The 18103-nt window shown below is 60.6% G+C and carries 12 protein-coding genes; 10 read left to right on the top strand and 2 right to left on the bottom strand.

The features are described 5' to 3' along the window. Positions 1-42 precede the first annotated feature (42 nt). Positions 43-2040 (bottom strand): choline BCCT transporter BetT, encoded by a 1998-nt coding sequence (gene betT / locus AC3IUF_RS27605; protein WP_007918294.1) that lies wholly within the window; start codon positions 2038-2040, stop codon positions 43-45. A 429-nt stretch (positions 2041-2469) separates the two neighbouring features. Between betT and betI the strand changes: the two genes are divergently transcribed. The 9 genes from betI (at position 2470) to yccS (ending at position 16362) form a co-directional block, all read left to right on the top strand. Further along, positions 2470-3063 (top strand): transcriptional regulator BetI, encoded by a 594-nt coding sequence (betI, locus tag AC3IUF_RS27610; protein ID WP_007918292.1) that lies wholly within the window; start codon positions 2470-2472, stop codon positions 3061-3063. A gap of 88 nt (positions 3064-3151) precedes the next feature. After that, entirely contained in the window at positions 3152-4624 is a 1473-nt protein-coding gene (gene betB / locus AC3IUF_RS27615) for a betaine-aldehyde dehydrogenase (protein ID WP_489279807.1), read from the top strand. 180 nt (positions 4625-4804) lie between these two features. Then, entirely contained in the window at positions 4805-6508 is a 1704-nt protein-coding gene (gene betA, locus AC3IUF_RS27620) for a choline dehydrogenase (protein WP_007913795.1), read from the top strand. Positions 6509-6791: 283 nt separating this feature from the next. Next, a complete protein-coding gene (locus AC3IUF_RS27625) occupies positions 6792-8234 on the top strand; it encodes a TldD/PmbA family protein (RefSeq protein ID WP_095112762.1) in 1443 nt (480 codons plus the stop codon). After that, positions 8234-9571 (top strand): TldD/PmbA family protein, encoded by a 1338-nt coding sequence (locus tag AC3IUF_RS27630; RefSeq protein WP_489279808.1) that lies wholly within the window; start codon positions 8234-8236, stop codon positions 9569-9571. The genes AC3IUF_RS27625 and AC3IUF_RS27630 overlap by 1 nt, the downstream gene beginning before the upstream one ends. 140 nt (positions 9572-9711) lie before the next feature. Then, positions 9712-11139: a multidrug transporter subunit MdtD gene (mdtD, locus tag AC3IUF_RS27635; protein ID WP_489279809.1), complete on the top strand. Its 1428-nt coding sequence runs from the start codon at positions 9712-9714 to the stop codon at positions 11137-11139. A 128-nt stretch (positions 11140-11267) separates the two neighbouring features. Next, positions 11268-12605 (top strand): ATP-dependent RNA helicase DbpA, encoded by a 1338-nt coding sequence (dbpA, locus tag AC3IUF_RS27640; protein ID WP_230669476.1) that lies wholly within the window; start codon positions 11268-11270, stop codon positions 12603-12605. A gap of 131 nt (positions 12606-12736) precedes the next feature. Continuing rightward, entirely contained in the window at positions 12737-13915 is a 1179-nt protein-coding gene (locus AC3IUF_RS27645; protein WP_489279811.1) for a BaiN/RdsA family NAD(P)/FAD-dependent oxidoreductase, read from the top strand. A 254-nt stretch (positions 13916-14169) separates the two neighbouring features. Then, complete coding sequence (yccS, locus tag AC3IUF_RS27650; protein ID WP_414915594.1) at positions 14170-16362, top strand: YccS family putative transporter; 2193 nt, start codon at positions 14170-14172, stop codon at positions 16360-16362. 112 nt (positions 16363-16474) lie between these two features. On the opposite strand, the gene AC3IUF_RS27655 is transcribed toward yccS, so the two are convergent. Beyond that, positions 16475-17212 (bottom strand): substrate-binding periplasmic protein, encoded by a 738-nt coding sequence (locus tag AC3IUF_RS27655; RefSeq protein WP_007913782.1) that lies wholly within the window; start codon positions 17210-17212, stop codon positions 16475-16477. Between the two features lie 255 nt (positions 17213-17467). Here AC3IUF_RS27655 and AC3IUF_RS27660 point away from each other — a divergent pair, with 255 nt between their 5' ends. Continuing rightward, positions 17468-17920 carry a GNAT family N-acetyltransferase gene (locus AC3IUF_RS27660; protein WP_038358715.1) on the top strand — a complete coding sequence of 151 codons (453 nt, stop codon included), beginning with the start codon at positions 17468-17470 and terminating at the stop codon, positions 17918-17920. Positions 17921-18103: the final 183 nt, after the last annotated feature.

Here is an 18103-nt window from a genome sequence, read left to right on the forward strand (position 1 = left end):
CACGCAAAAGGGGCTCAATCGAGCCCCTTTTGTTTTAGCGGTTTAGCTGTACACCCGGCCAAGGAGCTGCCGATGGCTTTCAAACTGATCGAGCACATCCCGCGTGATCTGATCCTGCGTGAAGCCCATCAGGTCGTAATCCTGGCTGCCGTTGTGCAGATACACCTCCGCGCGGTAGTAACGCTGACGCGCTTCATCGGACTGCGCCGATTCAGTCGGGGTCGCCAGATAGCCGTCCAGGCTCACTTCGTAAACGAAAGGGTTGCCCTCTTCCATCTCGACGCGCACGCCCATGCAACGCTTGGATTTACCCAACAGCGTCTGCACTTCCAGCCCCTGTGCACGCATCTGCGCGGTGGCATCTTCCAGCGCCGGGCTGACCTGCTTGTCCATGAAACGCTGCACCACCGATTGGCTCGGTTGCAGGTCCAGTTGCGTCAGACGCTCGCTGAAACCACGACGACCGCGCTCCGCCAGTTGCGCTTGCTCCTGTTCGATCTGCACGTCCTGACGCATCGCCTTGTGCAGGCCGAACATGAAGAACACCAGCACCACCGAGAACGGCAGGCCAGCCAACACGACCATGGTTTGCATGGCTTCGAAGTTACCGGCAAACAGCAGACCGATGGTCACCAGGGTGATCACCACCGACCAGAAGATCCGCAGCCAGTGCGGCGCATCTTCATCGACGTTGCCGCCCTTGCAGGACAGATTCGCCATCATCACCGCGCCAGAGTCGGCCGGGGTCAGGAACAGTACGAAACCAACAAAGATCGACACACCGATGACGACTTTCGACGCCGGGTAGTGCTCAAGCAATTGATAAATCGCCATCGACGGCTGTTCCAGGGCCGTCTTGCCCAGCTCCACCGCGCCATGGTTCATCACCAGGTCCAGCGCCGAGTTACCGAAGATCGACAGCCAGGCCAGGGTAAAGCCCAGCGGAATCAACAGCACGCCAGCCACCAGCTCACGCACGGTACGACCACGGGAAATACGCGCGATGAACATGCCAACGAATGGCGCCCAGGAAATCCACCACGCCCAGTAGAACAGGGTCCACAGGCCCATCCAGCGCTCGGACTTGGCGTTATCGCCCTCGTACACATAAAGGTCGAAGGTTTTCAGCACGATGCCATTGAGGTAGTCACCGATGTTCTGCACGAAGCCGTTGAGCAGGTGCAGGGTCGGGCCGAACAGCAATACGAAAATCAGCAGACCACTGAACAGCACGATGTTCAGGTTGGACAGACGACGGATGCCGTTTTCCACGCCGGACACGGCAGCGATGGTCGCCACGGTGCTCATCACGATGATCACGATCAACAGGTTGGTGTTGCTGTGTTCCATGCCGAACAGGTTTTCCAGCCCCGACGACACTTGCAGCGAACCAATCCCCAGGTTCGTCACCAGACCCAGCAGGGTCACGAACATGCCGAAGCCGTCCACCGCGTGACCGGCCGCACCCTTGACCCAACGCTCGCCGACCAGCGGATACAGCGCCGAACGCAGGGCCAGCGGCTGGTTATGCCGGTAAGCAAAGTACGCTACGGCCAGACCAACCAGTGCGTAGATCGCCCAGCCGTGCAGGCCCCAGTGCAGGAAGGTCAGTTGCACCGCCTGACGCGCGGCCATGTTGCTGGCCGATGTGCCTTCCGGCGGATTGAAGTAGTGATCCAGTGGCTCGGACGCGCCGAAGTACAGCAGCGAAATACCGATACCCGACGAGAACAGCATCCCCGCCCAGGCGCCGTAACTGAAATCCGGGGTGTCGTCCTTGCTGCCCAGTTTGAGTTTGCCGTACGAGGAAAACGCCAGGCCCACCACAAACACCAGGTAGGCGGCGATGACCACCATGTAGTACCAGCCGAAGCTGCGCGACAACCAGGCCTGAGCGATACCCAACAGTCTGCCGGCCTCTTGCGGGGCGATAATCAGAATGGCGGTCAACAACAGAATCAGCGCGGTAGAGGTGTAAAACACCCAACCGTTGACCGTCACCTTCTCGGGCGGGGTCTTTATAAGCGAGGCAGAACTCATGGCACAAATGCTCCAGGCAGTGCGAGAGAAGAACACAAGGCAACACGGAACCCGACCAATCGGTTAGTTGGCAGCCGACCGGCGGGTGATATAAAGACATCCCGAAAAAAGCCCGAACCTGCCGAAATGGCGCTGCGAATCGCTTTCGTGGCCGAAGGTGGACGGACGTTCATCCGAAACCTGGCCCTGAGCGTCTTGCCCTTTCAACACGTCCATCGAATCGCGAACCGCGCCATGCCCCACGCAGGTTTCGAGCTGTTTCGGATGTCGGTTTTATCGCCACTTACACGTAGGAAAAATCTGTAGGCAGCGACGATTTGTCGCAGATCTTATTCTTTGTTGATTGAACGTTCAATCAAAACAAAATAGACTGGCCGTCAATCCGATAGGCGTCATTCGCCGCTCGGAAGGCCTAAGGAGATGTGCAAGATGCCCAAGGTCGGTATGCAACCCATCCGCCGCCAACAACTGATCGAAGCCACTTTGCAGGCGGTCGATCAGGTCGGAATGGGGGACGCCAGCATTGCGCTGATCGCCCGTTTGGCCGGTGTCTCGAATGGCATCATCAGTCATTACTTTCAGGACAAGAACGGCCTGATTGCCGCCACGATGCGGTATCTGATGACCGCCCTCAGCGAGAGCGTCACCGCGCGCCGTCAGGCGCTGGCAGATGACAGCCCACGGGCGCATCTGCAGGTGATCATCGAAGGCAACTTCGACGCCAGCCAGGTCAATGGCCCGGCAATGAAAACCTGGCTGGCCTTCTGGGCCACCAGCATGCACCAGCCGTCATTGCACAGGTTGCAGCGGATCAACGATCACCGTCTGTATTCCAACCTGTGCTGCCAGTTCCGCCGTGTGCTGTCGCTCGAAGATGCGCGCAGCGCAGCACGAGGACTGGCAGCGTTGATTGACGGCTTGTGGTTGCGCGGCGCTTTGTCGGGAGACGCTTTCGACACGGCGCAGGCGCAACAGATCGCTTACGAATACATGGATTTCCAATTGGCCAAGAAGGTGAGCTAGAGCACACAGAAAACGCTCGGCCCCTGAACGCCACCGCAGCCTCACCGCGGTGGTCAACGCCAACCACCAATGCACTTGCGAGGACACTATGGCCCGTTTCGAACTGCAAAAACTTTACATCGATGGCGCGTACTCCGACGCCGGCAGCGATGCCACCTTCGAAGCCATCAACCCGGCTAACGGTGAAGTCCTCGCACTGGTGCAACGTGCGACCAAGGAAGACGTCGAGCGCGCCGTAGTCAGCGCTGAAAAGGGCCAGAAAATCTGGGCCGCGATGACCGCAATGGAGCGTTCGCGCATCCTGCGTCGCGCCGTCGACATCCTGCGCGAGCGCAACGATGAACTGGCCGCGCTGGAAACCCTGGACACCGGTAAATCCTTCTCCGAAACCAAGTACGTCGACATCGTTACCGGCGCTGACGTGCTGGAATACTACGCAGGCCTGGTACCGGCCATCGAAGGCGAGCAGATCCCGCTGCGTGACACTTCTTTCGTCTACACCCGTCGCGAGCCGCTGGGCGTTGTCGCCGGTATCGGCGCGTGGAACTACCCGATCCAGATCGCCCTGTGGAAATCCGCACCAGCCCTGGCGGCCGGTAACGCGATGATCTTCAAGCCAAGCGAAGTGACCTCGCTGACCACCCTGAAACTGGCCGAGATCTACACCGAAGCCGGCGTGCCAAACGGCGTGTTCAACGTTCTGACCGGCAGCGGCCGCGAAGTCGGCACCTGGCTGACCGAGCACCCGCGCATCGAGAAGATCTCGTTCACTGGCGGCACCGACACCGGCAAAAAAGTAATGGCCAGCGCTTCGGCTTCGTCGCTCAAAGACGTGACCATGGAACTGGGCGGCAAATCCCCGCTGATCATCTGCGACGACGCCGACCTGGATCGCGCTGCCGACACCGCGATGATGGCCAACTTCTACAGCTCCGGTCAGGTCTGCACCAACGGCACTCGCGTGTTCGTACCGAGCCACCTGAAAGCCGCTTTCGAAGCCAAGATCGTTGAGCGCGTTGCGCGCATCCGCATTGGCAACCCGGAAGATGAAAACACCAACTTCGGCCCGCTGGTCAGCTTCCCGCACATGGAAAGCGTGCTGGGCTACATCGCCAAAGGTAAAGAAGAAGGTGCCCGCGTCCTGTGCGGCGGCGAGCGTCTGACCGACGGCGAATTCGCCAAAGGCGCATTCGTGGCACCTACCGTGTTCACCGATTGCACCGACGACATGACCATCGTTCGTGAAGAAATCTTTGGCCCGGTGATGGCGATCCTCTCCTACGAGACCGAAGAAGAAGTGATCCGCCGCGCCAACGACACCGACTTCGGCCTGGCCGCCGGTATCGTCACCAAAGACCTGAACCGCGCACACCGCGTGATTCATCAACTGGAAGCCGGTATCTGCTGGATCAACGCCTGGGGCGAGTCCGACGCAAAAATGCCGGTTGGCGGTTACAAGCAGTCGGGTGTCGGCCGTGAGAACGGCATCAGCTCGCTGAACAACTTCACCCGCATCAAATCGGTACAGGTCGAGCTGGGCGATTACGTTTCGGTGTTCTAAGACCCGAGATTTGCATTGCCCGCGAAGGCCTCTTCGCGGGCAAGCCCGCTCCCACAGGTTTGGAGTCGTCCATCCAATTTGTGGCAGCCCCCAATCCCTGTGGGAGCTGGCTTGCCAGCGATTCGAGTGCACAGCACTCGCCAAGGTCCGACCTGACCACTATCAAAGAGGGTGCATTCAATGTCCCAAGAATTCGATTACATCATCATCGGTGCCGGCTCGGCCGGTAACACCCTGGCGACCCGTCTGACTGAAGACGCCGGCGTCACCGTTCTGCTGCTTGAAGCAGGCGGCCCGGACTACCGTTTCGACTTCCGCACGCAAATGCCGGCTGCCCTGGCGTTCCCGCTGCAAGGTCGTCGTTACAACTGGGCGTACGAAACCGATCCAGAGCCACACATGGACGGTCGCCGGATGGAATGCGGTCGCGGCAAAGGCCTCGGCGGTTCCTCGCTGATCAACGGCATGTGCTACATCCGCGGCAACGCGATGGACTACGACGGCTGGGCAAAACTGCCAGGTCTGGAAGACTGGTCGTACCTCGACTGCCTGCCGTACTTCCGCAAAGCCGAAACCCGCGACATCGGCCCGAACGACTACCACGGTGGCGAAGGCCCGGTCAGCGTGACCACGCCGAAGGCTGGCAACAACCCGCTGTTCCACGCCATGGTTGAAGCTGGCGTACAAGCCGGTTACCCGCGCACCGAAGACTTGAACGGTTACCAGCAGGAAGGCTTCGGCCCGATGGACCGCACCGTGACGCCGAACGGCCGTCGTGCCTCCACCGCGCGTGGCTACCTCGACGTCGCCAAGAAGCGTTCGACCCTGACCATCGTCACCCACGCCCTGACCGACAAGATTCTGTTTGAAGGCAAGCGTGCCGTTGGCGTGCGTTACCTGGTCGGCGACGCCGAAGAGCGCGTCGAAGTCAAAGCGCGCAAAGAAGTGCTGCTGTGCTCCGGCGCCATCGCTTCGCCGCAGATTCTGCAGCGCTCCGGTGTCGGTCCTGCCGAACTGCTGAAGTCGCTCGACATTCCGGTCGTTCACGACCTGCCGGGCGTCGGTGAAAACCTGCAGGATCACCTTGAGCTGTACCTGCAATACGCCTGCACTCAGCCGGTTTCGCTGTACCCGTCGCTGCTCTGGTACAACCAGCCGGCCATCGGTGCCGAGTGGCTGTTCAACGGCACCGGCATCGGCGCCAGCAACCAGTTCGAAGCCGGCGGTTTCATCCGTTCGCGTCCGGAATTCGAATGGCCGAACATCCAGTACCACTTCCTGCCAGTGGCGATTAACTACAACGGCAGCAACGGTGTGAAAGAGCACGGTTTCCAGGCGCACATGGGTTCCATGCGCTCGCCAAGCCGTGGTCGCATCCAGGCCAAATCGAAAGACCCGCGCCAGCACCCGAGCATCCTGTTCAACTACATGGCTACCGAGCAGGACTGGCAGGAATTCCGCGACGGCATCCGCCTGACCCGTGAAATCATGCAGCAGCCGGCACTCGACGCTTTCCGTGGCCGCGAAATCAGCCCGGGCATCGAAGTGCAAACCGATGAGCAGCTGGACAAGTTCATCCGCGAGCACGCCGAAACCGCGTTCCACCCGTCCTGCTCGTGCAAGATGGGCACCGACGAGATGGCTGTGGTTGATGGCGAAGGTCGCGTGCACGGCATGCAGAGCCTGCGTGTGGTCGATGCCTCGATCATGCCAATCATCACCACCGGCAACCTCAACGCGCCGACGATCATGATCGCCGAGAAAATCGCCGACAAGATCCGTGGTCGCAAACCACTGCCGCGCAGCAATGCTGCTTACTACGTGGCGGGCGATGCGCCGGTGAAGGGCAAGCCGATGCGTGATATCACCCCGGCGGCTCAGTAAGACGTAATACCGCGTCACGGCTAATCGCTGGCAAGCCAGCTCCCACAGGGTTTTGCGTCGTTCACACATATTGTGTTCACCAAAAAACCTGTGGGAGCCTGGCTTGCCAGCGATGGGGCCCTCAGATTCAGCACAAATTCCCTCGCTGCACAGTAAATCCCCCTACACCCCCTCTTCACTTGATCCTACCCCCACGCAGGCCTACTCTAGACCTCGCGCAACCGTTTCACCCCTCCCCGCCGAGTAGCCTCACCCCGCTTCCCCCTGACAAGGAGGTTCCCGAATGTTCGATTTCCACCCCCAGCTCAAGCAGCGCTTCGCTGCCTTGCGCACGGGCGCTGAGTTTTTTTCCCTGCGATACGTACGCGAGTCCGGGCAGTACCTGTCGGTACGTAAAAACGTCGCCGAACCGCCGAGCCTGAGCCGCGACGAAGGCGCGATGCTCACCGTTCGGGTCAATGGTGTTGAGGCCTACGCGGCGACCAACGATCTGTCGCAACAAGGTCTGCAAGCCGCCCTCGAACGCGCCGAGCTGCAAGCGCGCCGGCTCAAGCCGCACGCCTTGCTCGACCTGCGCGATCAGCCAGTGTCCAGCGATCGCGCTGATTACTTTTCGCCCAATCTCGAACAACCCTTCCCGTCCCTGAGCGAATGCTTCGAGCTGCTCGGTGCGGAATCCGCCTCGGTGCCAAAGGATGAGCGCCTGGTGAATTGGCAGGTGAGCATTGGCATCACCCACGTCGAACAGATCTACCTGAGCAGCGCCGGGGCTGAATTGCGCCAGGCCCAGCGCTTCGTTTATCCAGGCCTCGACGTCACCGCTTACGACGGCAACGACAGCCAGACCCGCAGCCTCGGCCGCGAGAACTTCGGCCAACAGGGCGGCGCTGACGTGATCAGCCGTTGCGGTTTGATCGGCGCCGGTCCGCAAGTTGCCGATCAGGCCCTGCAATTGCTGCTTGCGCCGAACACCCCGCAAGGCCCGCGCGACCTGCTGTTGATGCCGGACCAGATGATGCTGCAGATCCACGAATCCATCGGCCACCCGCTGGAACTCGACCGCATCCTCGGCGACGAACGCAATTACGCCGGCACCAGTTTCGTCAAAGCCAGCGACTTCGGCAGCCTGCAATATGGTTCGAAACTGCTCAACGTGACCTTCGATCCAGGCATTCCCGAAGAACTGGCCAGCTATGGCCACGATGACGACGGCAGCAAGGCCAGCAAACAATTCCTGATCCGCGATGGCCTGTTGCTGCGTCCGCTGGGCGGGGCGCTGTCGCAGTTCCGCGCCGGTCTCGATGGCGTTGCCAACAGCCGCGCCTGCGGCTGGAACCGTGCGCCGATCGATCGCATGGCCAACCTTAATATCGAGCCGGGCGATCAGCCACTGAACAAACTGATCGAAGGCATCGAGAACGGCATTCTGATGAGCACCAACCGTTCTTGGTCGATCGACGATGCGCGCAACAAATTCCAGTTCGGCTGTGAATGGGGCCAGTTGATCGAAAACGGCGAACTCAAAGGCGTAGTAAAAAACCCGAACTACCGGGCGATTTCCGCGCACTTCTGGAAAAGCCTGCGCGCCGTCGGCGACGCCAACACCGTCAAGGTGCTGGGCACGCCGAACTGCGGCAAGGGCGAACCGAACCAGGTGATCCGCGTCGGCCACGCTTCGCCGGCCTGCGTATTCAGCAACGTTGATGTGTTTGGGGGAGACGCCTGATGAGCATTTCGAAGAGTCAGTCCGACGCCTTCAAGGTCATGGTCGAGTGGCTGCGCGACAGCGTGCGCGAGCCGGAACAATTCACCCTCAGCTTTGCCGCCGAATCCTCGGCGTTCGTGCGTTTCAATCACGCCAAGGTACGTCAGGCCGGACAAGTGCAGCAGGCCAATATCGTCCTGAAACTGATCAACGATGGTCGCCACGCCGACCTTCAGGTCACCCTGTCCGGTGATCAGGAAGGCGATCTGCAACGGCTTGCCGAAGGTCTGCAACAACTGCGCGAAACCCTGCCGTTGCTGCCGCAGGATCCGTATCTGTTGCTCAACCACCACGGCTGGCAGAGCCAGAACGTGCAGGAACATCCGCTGCCGGACACTGAACAGGTGGTCGATGAAATCTGTGCTGCCGCTGAGGGTCTGGACTTGGTTGGCTTCTATGCGGCCGGCCCGATCAGCCGTGGCTTCGCCAGTTCTTCGGGAGCGTTTGGCTGGCATCAGGCCAACAGCTTCAACTTCGATTTCAGCCTGTTCCACGAGAACGGTGAAGCGGTGAAAGCCAGCTACGCCGGGCATGACTGGAGCAGCGAAGGTTTCGCCAAGCGTTTCCAGCAGGCACGTGAGCAACTGGAGTTTCTCGGCCGCCCGCTGCGCACCTTGGCGCCGGGGCAGTACCGTGCGTATCTGGCACCGGCGGCGCTGGAAGAAATCATGGGCATGCTGAGCTGGGGCGGTTTCTCGGCGCAGTCAATCGCGAGCAAGAGCAGCCCGTTGCAGAAGTTGTATGTCGGCGATCAGGCCTTCAGTCCGCTGCTGTCGCTGGATGAAAAAGTCAGTGAATCGCTGAGCCCGGCGTTTTCCGGCGAAGGTTATCCGCGCAGCGATCTGCGGCTGATCGTCGAAGGCAAAGCGGGCGATCAACTGGTTGGGTCGCGCAGCGCCGCCGAATATGGCCTGGCCGCCAACGGCGCCGGCGGCGGTGAAATGCCAAGTGCGTTGAACATGGCGGCGGGTGATCTGGCGCAAGCAGAGATCCTCAAGCAGTTGGGCACCGGGTTGTACATCAGCAACCTGTGGTACCTGAACTACTCGGATCAACCGGCCGCGCGCATGACTGGCATGACCCGTTTCGCGACCTTCTGGGTCGAGAACGGCGAGATTCAGGCGCCGGTCAGCACCATGCGCTTTGACGATAGCGCCTACAGCCTGCTCGGTTCGCAGCTGGAAGCGTTGACCGCCGAGCGCGAGTTGCTGCTGTCGGCGAGTACGTACAGCCAGCGCAATACCTCGTCGGCATTGCTGCCGGGGGCGCTGGTCAGCCGTTTAACCCTGACCCTCTGACGGTGATCGTTCCCACGCTCTGCGTGGGAATGCAGCCGGGGACGCTCTGCGTCCCAGCCAAAAGCGGACGCGGAGCGTCCGTTGAGGCATTCCCACGCGGAGCGTGGGAACGATCATTAACCCCAACGACAAGAGGTTCCATGCCCAACCGCCCGCCTCTCGACGCCATCACCGCCCGCTGGTTGCCGTGGGTCGTCGCCATCGCTTTCTTCATGCAGTCCCTCGACGGGACCATCCTCAATACCGCCCTGCCAGCGATGGCCCGCGACCTGGCCGAAGATCCCTTGCGTATGCAAGGTGTGATCATCGCCTACATGCTCACTGTGGCCTTGCTGATCCCGGCCTCGGGCTGGATCGCCGACCGCTTCGGCACCAAGAAAATCTTCTTCGGCGCGATCCTGCTGTTCAGCTTCGGCTCGCTGCTCTGCGCTTTGTCGAGCAGCCTGAGCATGCTGATTGGCGCCCGGGTGATTCAGGGCTTGGGCGGTGCGCTGATGCTGCCGGTCGGCCGACTGGTCGTCCTCCGCGCTTACCCACGATCCGAACTGGTGCGGATCATGGGTTTCATCACCATCCCCGGTCTGCTCGGCCCGTTGATCGGCCCGACCATGGGCGGCTGGATGGTCGAATTCCTGACGTGGCACTGGATCTTCCTGATCAACCTGCCGGTCGGCGTGATCGGCTGCTACGCGGTGTGGAAGTTCATTCCCGACCTGCGCGGCACTGAGCGCACACGCTTCGATAGTCTGGGTTTTCTGTTGTTCGGCGCGGCGATGATCCTGATCACCATCGCCATGGAAGGCCTTGGCGAGCTGCACTTGCCGCACCTGCGGGTGATGTTGCTGTTGTTCGGTGGCATGGCCTGTCTGGCGGCGTACTGGTTGCGCGCCGGGCACATCGAAAACCCGTTGTTCGCACCGTCGCTGTTCAAGACCCGCACCTTTGCCGTCGGTATTCTCGGCAACCTGTTCGCCCGTTTGGGCAGCGGTGCTCTACCGTTTCTTGTGCCGTTGCTGTTGCAAGTGGCGCTGGGCTATTCGCCGTCGCAAGCGGGGATGAGCATGCTGCCGCTGGCGGCGGCGGCGATGATCGCCAAGTGGGTGGCGCGACCGCTGATCGAACGGCTCGGCTATCGCATCGTCCTCACCGGCAACACCTTGGCACTGGGGATCATGCTGGCGAGCATGGGCCTGGTCAGCGAGCAGACGCCGTACTGGCTGCTGCTGTGCCTGCTGGCGATTCTCGGCGCGATCAACTCGCTGCAATTCACCGCGATGAATACGGTGACGCTGATCGATCTCGACGATGCCAGCGCCAGCAGTGGCAACAGCTTGCTCTCGGTGGTCGCGCAGTTGTCGCTGAGTCTGGGGGTGGCGTGCGCGGGTGCGTTGCTCGGTGGGTTTACCGCAGAGATCGGTAACGATGGCGTGGAAACCGTGCTCGGTGCCTTCCAGCTGACCTTCGTCACGGTCGGGATCATGGCAATGCTTGCCGCGACGATCTTCTCGCAACTGTCGAAGGAAGACGGCCGCCGCGCCAAACGCCCGGAAGAACACATCGAACATTAACCACTGTTCGTCCAGAACTTTCGAAGAAAGTGGCACGGGGCTGCTACACTGCGCGACATTTTGTTTTGCAGGCCAGTCCCGTGACCACCATCGCCACCGCTTTTAATACTCTGCCGCTGTCCGCCGCCATGCTGGCTAACCTCGAATCCCTCGGTTATGCCCAGATGACGCCGATCCAGGCGCAGAGCTTGCCGGTGATCCTCAAGGGGATGGACCTGATCGCCCAGGCCAAGACCGGCAGTGGCAAGACCGCCGCGTTCGGCATCGGCCTGCTCAACCCGATCAACCCGCGCTACTTCGGTTGCCAGGCACTGGTGATCTGCCCGACGCGTGAGCTGGCCGACCAGGTCGCCAAGGAAATCCGTCGTCTGGCCCGTGCCGAAGACAACATCAAGGTCCTGACCCTGTGCGGCGGCGTGTCGTTCGGCCCGCAGATTGCTTCGCTGGAGCACGGCGCGCACATCATCGTCGGCACCCCGGGGCGCATCCAGCAGCACCTGCGCAAGGGTTCGCTGGTCCTCGATGGCCTGAACACGCTGATTCTCGACGAAGCCGACCGCATGCTCGACATGGGTTTCTACGACGCCATCGAAGACATCATCGTCAAAACTCCGGAACGTCGTCAGACCCTGCTGTTCTCCGCGACTTACCCGGTGGGCATCAAGCAACTGGCGTCGAAGTTCATGCGTGATCCGCAAACGGTGAAAGCCGAAGCGTTCCACGATGACACGCAGATCGAGCAGCGTTTCTACGAGATTTCCCCGGAAGATCGCATGAGCGCAGTGACCAAAGTCCTGCACCACTTCCGTCCGGCGTCCTGCGTGGCGTTCTGCTTCACCAAGCAGCAAGTTCAGGAAACCGTTGATCACCTGACCGCCAAAGGCATTTCCGCCGTCGGCCTGCACGGCGATCTGGAACAGCGTGATCGCGATCAGGTGCTGGCGATGTTCGCCAACCGCAGTACCTCGGTACTGGTCGCCACCGACGTCGCCGCCCGTGGTCTGGACATCGATGCGCTGGACATGGTGATCAACGTCGAACTGGCCCGCGATTCGGAAATCCACATTCACCGCGTTGGCCGCACCGGTCGCGCTGGCGAGAAAGGCATCGCGATCAGTCTGGTTGCACCGGGCGAAGCGCACCGCGCGCAAGCCATTGAGCAGCTGCAGAAGTCGCCGCTGAACTGGGATCAGGTCGATAACCTCAAATCCCAAGGCCTCGCCCCGCTGCAGCCACCGATGACCACCCTGTGCATCGGCGCGGGCCGTAAAGACAAGGTTCGCCCGGGCGACATTCTTGGCGCACTGACTGGCGATGCCGGTATTCCCGGTGCGCAGGTTGGCAAGATCGCGATCTTCGACTTCCAGGCTTACGTGGCGGTTGACCGCACCGTGGCCATGCAGGCCTTGCAGCGTTTGAACGACGGCAAGATCAAGGGCCGCTCGCTGCGCGTCCGCATCCTCTGACCTGATCGTTCCCACGCTCTGCGTGGGAATGCATCCCGTGACGCTCCGCGTCACATAACAACGGACGCAGAGCGTCCATGGCGGCATTCCCACGCAGAGCGTGGGAACGATCATTGTGTGAGGACACCGTTTTGCGCTCTACCGAAGTCGTGATCATTGGCGCTGGCGCCGCTGGGTTGATGTGTGCACTGACCGCCGCCGGGCGTGGGCGTCAGGTGTTGCTGCTCGACCATGCGAACAAGGCTGGCAAGAAAATCCTGATGTCGGGCGGTGGCCGCTGCAATTTCACCAACATGTACACCGAGCCGAGCAATTTCCTCTCGCAGAACCCGCATTTCTGCAAATCCGCACTGGCGCGCTACACCCAGTGGGATTTCATCGGCATGGTCGGCAAACACGCCGTGCCGTACCACGAGAAGAAACTCGGTCAGCTGTTCTGCGATAACAAATCCAGCGACATCCTCGAAATGCTCCTGACGGAGTGCAATCAGGCCGGCGTCGAGTTGCACCTGGATACCTCGATCCAGACCATCGAAAAGGTCGAAAGCGGTTACCTGCTCGACACCACCCTCGGTCAGATCCAGTGCGAATCGCTGGTGATCGCTACCGGCGGTCTGTCGATCCCGACGCTGGGCGCTACCGGTTTTGGTTATCAAGTCGCCAAGCAGTTCGGCCATGAATTGCTGCCGACTCGCGCCGGCCTGGTGCCGTTCACCATCACCGACCAGCTCAAAGAACTGTGCACCGAGTTGTCCGGGACTTCGGTGGATTGTCTGGTTAGCTGCAACGATCAGAGCTTTCGCGAGAACATCCTGTTCACTCACCGAGGCCTCAGTGGTCCGGCGATTTTGCAGATTTCCTCGTTCTGGGAATCCGGCGACACGGTGGAAATCAACCTGCTACCGGATCACGACGCGGCGAGCTGGCTGCAACAGCAAGTGGCCGAGCGCCCGAACAGTGAGTTGAAAACTTTGCTGGGTGAAATCTTCACCAAGAAGATGGCCAACCTGCTGGCGGACAACTGGTTCGTGTCCAAGCCGATGAAGCAGTACACCCACGCAGAACTGGCGGAGATCGCCGAGAAGCTCGGCAGCTGGAAAGTCGTGCCGGCGGGGACTGAGGGTTATCGCACCGCCGAGGTAACACTCGGTGGCGTCGATACCCGCGAAGTGTCGTCCAAGACTATGGAATCGCTGAAAAGCCCCGGTCTGTACTTCATCGGCGAAGTACTCGATGTCACCGGCCACCTCGGCGGCTTCAACTTCCAGTGGGCCTGGGCCTCCGGCTACGCTGCCGCGCAGTACGCTTAATTCAAAGCTAAATACAAAAACCTGTGGGAGCTGGCTTGCCAGCGATGAGGCCGGCAGATCCAACATCATTGTTGACTGTCATGCAGCCATCGCTGGCAAGCCAGCTCCCACAGGGTTCCGTGCCCAATTCAAGATTTAGTTCTACACAAGATCTCAAAGGAACACTTTTTGCTGTCAGATGTGATCGGCGCCATTGCGTCGGCGTCATTACTGGCTCAATTTAGCGGCATCGCCTCGGAAGGCCTTCGCACTTCATGTCCTCGACCTCGTTTCGTCAGTCTTTGCGGCGCCTGTGGGCGCTGGATAAATTCAGCTATAGCGTGCGGGTGTTCATCGCCCTGACCGGCAGCATGGCGCTGTGTTGGTATCAGGATGAAATGGGCCTGCTGATCCCGTTGTTCCTGGGGATTATCGCCAGCGCCCTGGCCGAGACCGACGACAGTTGGCAGGGCCGCCTCAACGCCCTCGCCGTGACACTGGTGTGCTTCAGCATCGCCGCACTGTCGGTGGAATTGCTCTTCCCCTACCCCATCGTGTTTGCCATTGCATTGGCGCTGGCCAGTTTCGGCCTGACCATGCTCGGGGCACTCGGCGAGCGTTATGGCGCGATTGCTTCGGCGACGTTGATTCTGTCCGTATACACAATGATCGGCGTTGATCAGCGCGGTGGCGCGGTCACCGATTTTTGGCACGAGCCGATGCTGCTGGTGGCCGGGGCGGCTTGGTACGGCTTGCTCTCGGTGCTGTGGCAGGCGCTGTTTTCCAACCAGCCGGTGCAACAAAGTCTGGCGCGATTATTCCGTGAGCTGGGCTTTTACCTGAAGCTGAAATCCTCGCTGTTCGAGCCGATCCGGCAAATGGATGTGGAAGCGCGGCGTCTGGAACTGGCCCAGCAGAACGGTCGCGTGGTGGCGGCGCTGAACAGTGCCAAGGAAATCATCCTGCACCGCGTCGGCAACGGCCGCCCCGGCTCGAAAGTCAGCCGCTACCTGAAGCTGTATTTCCTCGCGCAAGACATCCACGAACGCGCCAGCTCCTCGCACTACCCGTACAACGCGCTGGCCGAAGCGTTCTTCCACAGCGACGTGCTGTTCCGCTGCCAACGCCTGTTGCGCCAGCAAGGCAAGGCCTGCCGCGCTCTGGCCGAATCGATCCAGATGCGCCAGCCATTTATTTATGACGCGAGTTTCGCCGAAGCCCTCAGCGACCTCGACGCCTCCCTCGAACACCTGCGCATCCAGAGCAATCCGGCCTGGCGCGGATTGCTGCGTTCGCTGCGCGCACTGGCGGCCAACCTCGGCACCCTCGATCGTTTGCTCAGCGACGCGAGCAACCCGGATGCCTTGGCCGATGCGACCGACAGCAGCCTGCTCGACCGTTCGCCGCGCAACCTCAAAGACGTCTGGGTGCGCCTGCGCACGCAACTGACGCCGACTTCTCTGTTGTTCCGTCATGCCCTGCGCCTGCCCTTGGCGCTGAGTATCGGCTACGGCATGGTGCACCTGATTCACCCGTCGCAAGGCTACTGGATCATCCTCACCACGCTGTTCGTCTGCCAGCCGAACTATGGCGCGACGCGGCGCAAACTCGGTCAGCGGATCCTTGGCACCGCTATCGGCCTGACCGTGGCGTGGGCGCTGTTCGATCTGTTCCCGAGTCCGTTGGTGCAGTCGTGCTTTGCCATCGCCGCCGGCGTGGTGTTCTTTACCAACCGCACCACCCGCTACACCCTCGCGACGGCGGCGATCACCATCATGGTGCTGTTCTGCTTCAACCAGGTCGGTGACGGTTACGGACTGTTCCTGCCACGCCTGTTCGATACGCTGCTGGGCAGCCTGATTGCTGGCCTGACGGTGTTCCTGTTCCTGCCGGACTGGCAGGGTCGACGCCTGAATAAAGTGCTGGCCAACACCCTGACCTGCAACAGCATCTACCTGCGCCAGATCATGCAGCAATACGCCGCGGGCAAGAGCGACGATCTCGCGTATCGGCTGGCCCGGCGCAATGCGCACAACGCTGATGCGGCGCTGTCGACGACGCTGGCGAACATGCTCATGGAGCCGGGGCATTTCCGTAAGGAAGCGGATGTCGGCTTCCGCTTTCTGGTGCTGTCGCACACGTTGTTGAGTTATCTGTCAGGGTTGGGCGCGCATCGCGAGACGCAGTTGCCGGCGGATGTGCGCGAGCATTTGATCGATGGCGCCGGGGTGAAACTGGCGACGAGCATTGATGAAATCGCCCAAGGGCTGGCGAACAAGCAGCCGGTGGCGATTCAGAGTGACGAAGAAGAAGCGCTGGCCAATGAGCTGGAGCAGATGGCCGATGAGATCGATGAGGGGCAGCGGTTGGTGCAGACGCAGTTGGCGTTGATCTGCCGGCAACTCGGACCGTTGCGGACGTTGGCGGCGCACCTGATCAAGGACACCTCAGAAATCAGCGGCGGTTGACAGGGCGTCATCGCGTGCAGGCTCACTCCTACAGGGGAACGCATTCCAAATTGTAGGAGTGAGCCTGCTCGCGATAGCGACATCTGCCACACAGAGGATTCTGGATCGACCCTCACATCCCATGCTGCCTCAACAACTTGTCATAACTGCCATCCGCCTTCATCGCCGCAATCGCCTTATCAAATCCCGCGACAATCTGCTCATGCTGCGGATTCTTCAGGCTCACCAGAATGTGCAGGCTGTTCTCACTCAACGGCTTGGGCAAAAATTCCACTGAATTGCGCACCTTGGCTGATTCGCGCGCCAGGTAATACTTCGCCACATACTCATCCTCCAGCGTCAACTTGACCCGGTCCGCCGCGAGCATGCGCACGGCCATGGCGAAGTTATGCACAGGGACTTTCTGCAACGCCGTGTCGGCATCGAACGGCGCCGAATAGGCATAGCCGCGCACCACCGCAATCGGGTACGTGTGCAATTGCTGCAGATTGGAATAATCGAGTGGCGTGTCTTTGCGCTTGAGAAAGCGGATGCGGTTGAGCAGGTATTCCCCGGAAAACTCGCCCAGCTTGGTCCGCTCATCGTTGTACCAGGCGTTGACCAACACGTCGTAGCGGCCTTCGCCGACACCGAGCAGCGCCCGCGCCCAAGGCACCTGTTCGTAGCCGCTGGCATAACCGGCCCGGGCCAGGGCAGTCGTGACGATGTCGGTGGCCAGTCCGCCGTTGACCAGCGTGTCGTCGGTAAAGGGTGGCCAGATATCAAACACCAGCCGCAGCTTCTCCGCTGCAGCAGTCTGAGCCAGCAAGAGCAATCCGACCAAAGCAAAGGCTCGATGCAAACGCGGCATGCTTGAAAATCCTTAGCGGGCAGGTTGCCCAGCATGTTTTCAGCCAAAACCCCAAGGCCCCTTACCGGCAAAACCCAGGCCCTAACATTAGCTCATTGCAGCCAGTGCACAGGGCTCTTCAGCAGATTACACAAAGTCGCCGAGACTGCGAGAAAGGAATGATGGCATTTTGACCTTTGTCACAGACTCTTACGCCATAAAGACATCTTTGCCGCAGGCGCTTAGTATCGGGCGACACGTTCAAGGAATCGGCAAATGACAATCGAATGGGTCTGCAAACATCACAGTGATCTGGGCAAGGAACAGCTGTACGCGCTGTTGAAGCTGCGCTCGGACGTGTTCGTGGTTGAACAGAAATGCGCTTATCCGGACCTCGACGGCCAGGATCTGGAAGGCGATACCTATCACCTGATGGGTTGGGAGGATGACCAGTTGATGGCTTACTTGCGCCTGCTGGATCCGGAATCCCAGGGCGGTGACGTGGTGATCGGCCGGGTGATCACTGCACCGCAGGGGCGCGGCAAAGGGCTGGGGCACGAAATGATGGAGCAGGCGTTGAAACAGGCGGAGAAGCATTGGCCGCAAGTGCCGATCTATCTGTCGGCGCAGGCGCATTTGCAGGGGTATTACGGCAAGTACGGGTTTGTTGTAGCGGGTGAGGAGTATCTGGAGGATGACATTCCGCACATCGGCATGCGTCGTGCCTGAACAGCCCCTCACCCTAGCCCTCTCCCGGAGGGAGAGGGGACTGACCGAGTTGTGCTGCGCTATCCGCCGACCTGAAAAACCGAGTCGATTATGGATTCACACCAACACTTTCAGGTCGGCGTACCTCTCCAACATCCCCCAATCGGCCCCCTCTCCCTCTGGGAGAGGGCTGGGCGGGCGGCG

The sequence above is a fragment of the Pseudomonas sp. KH_040 genome (assembly GCF_057839305.1).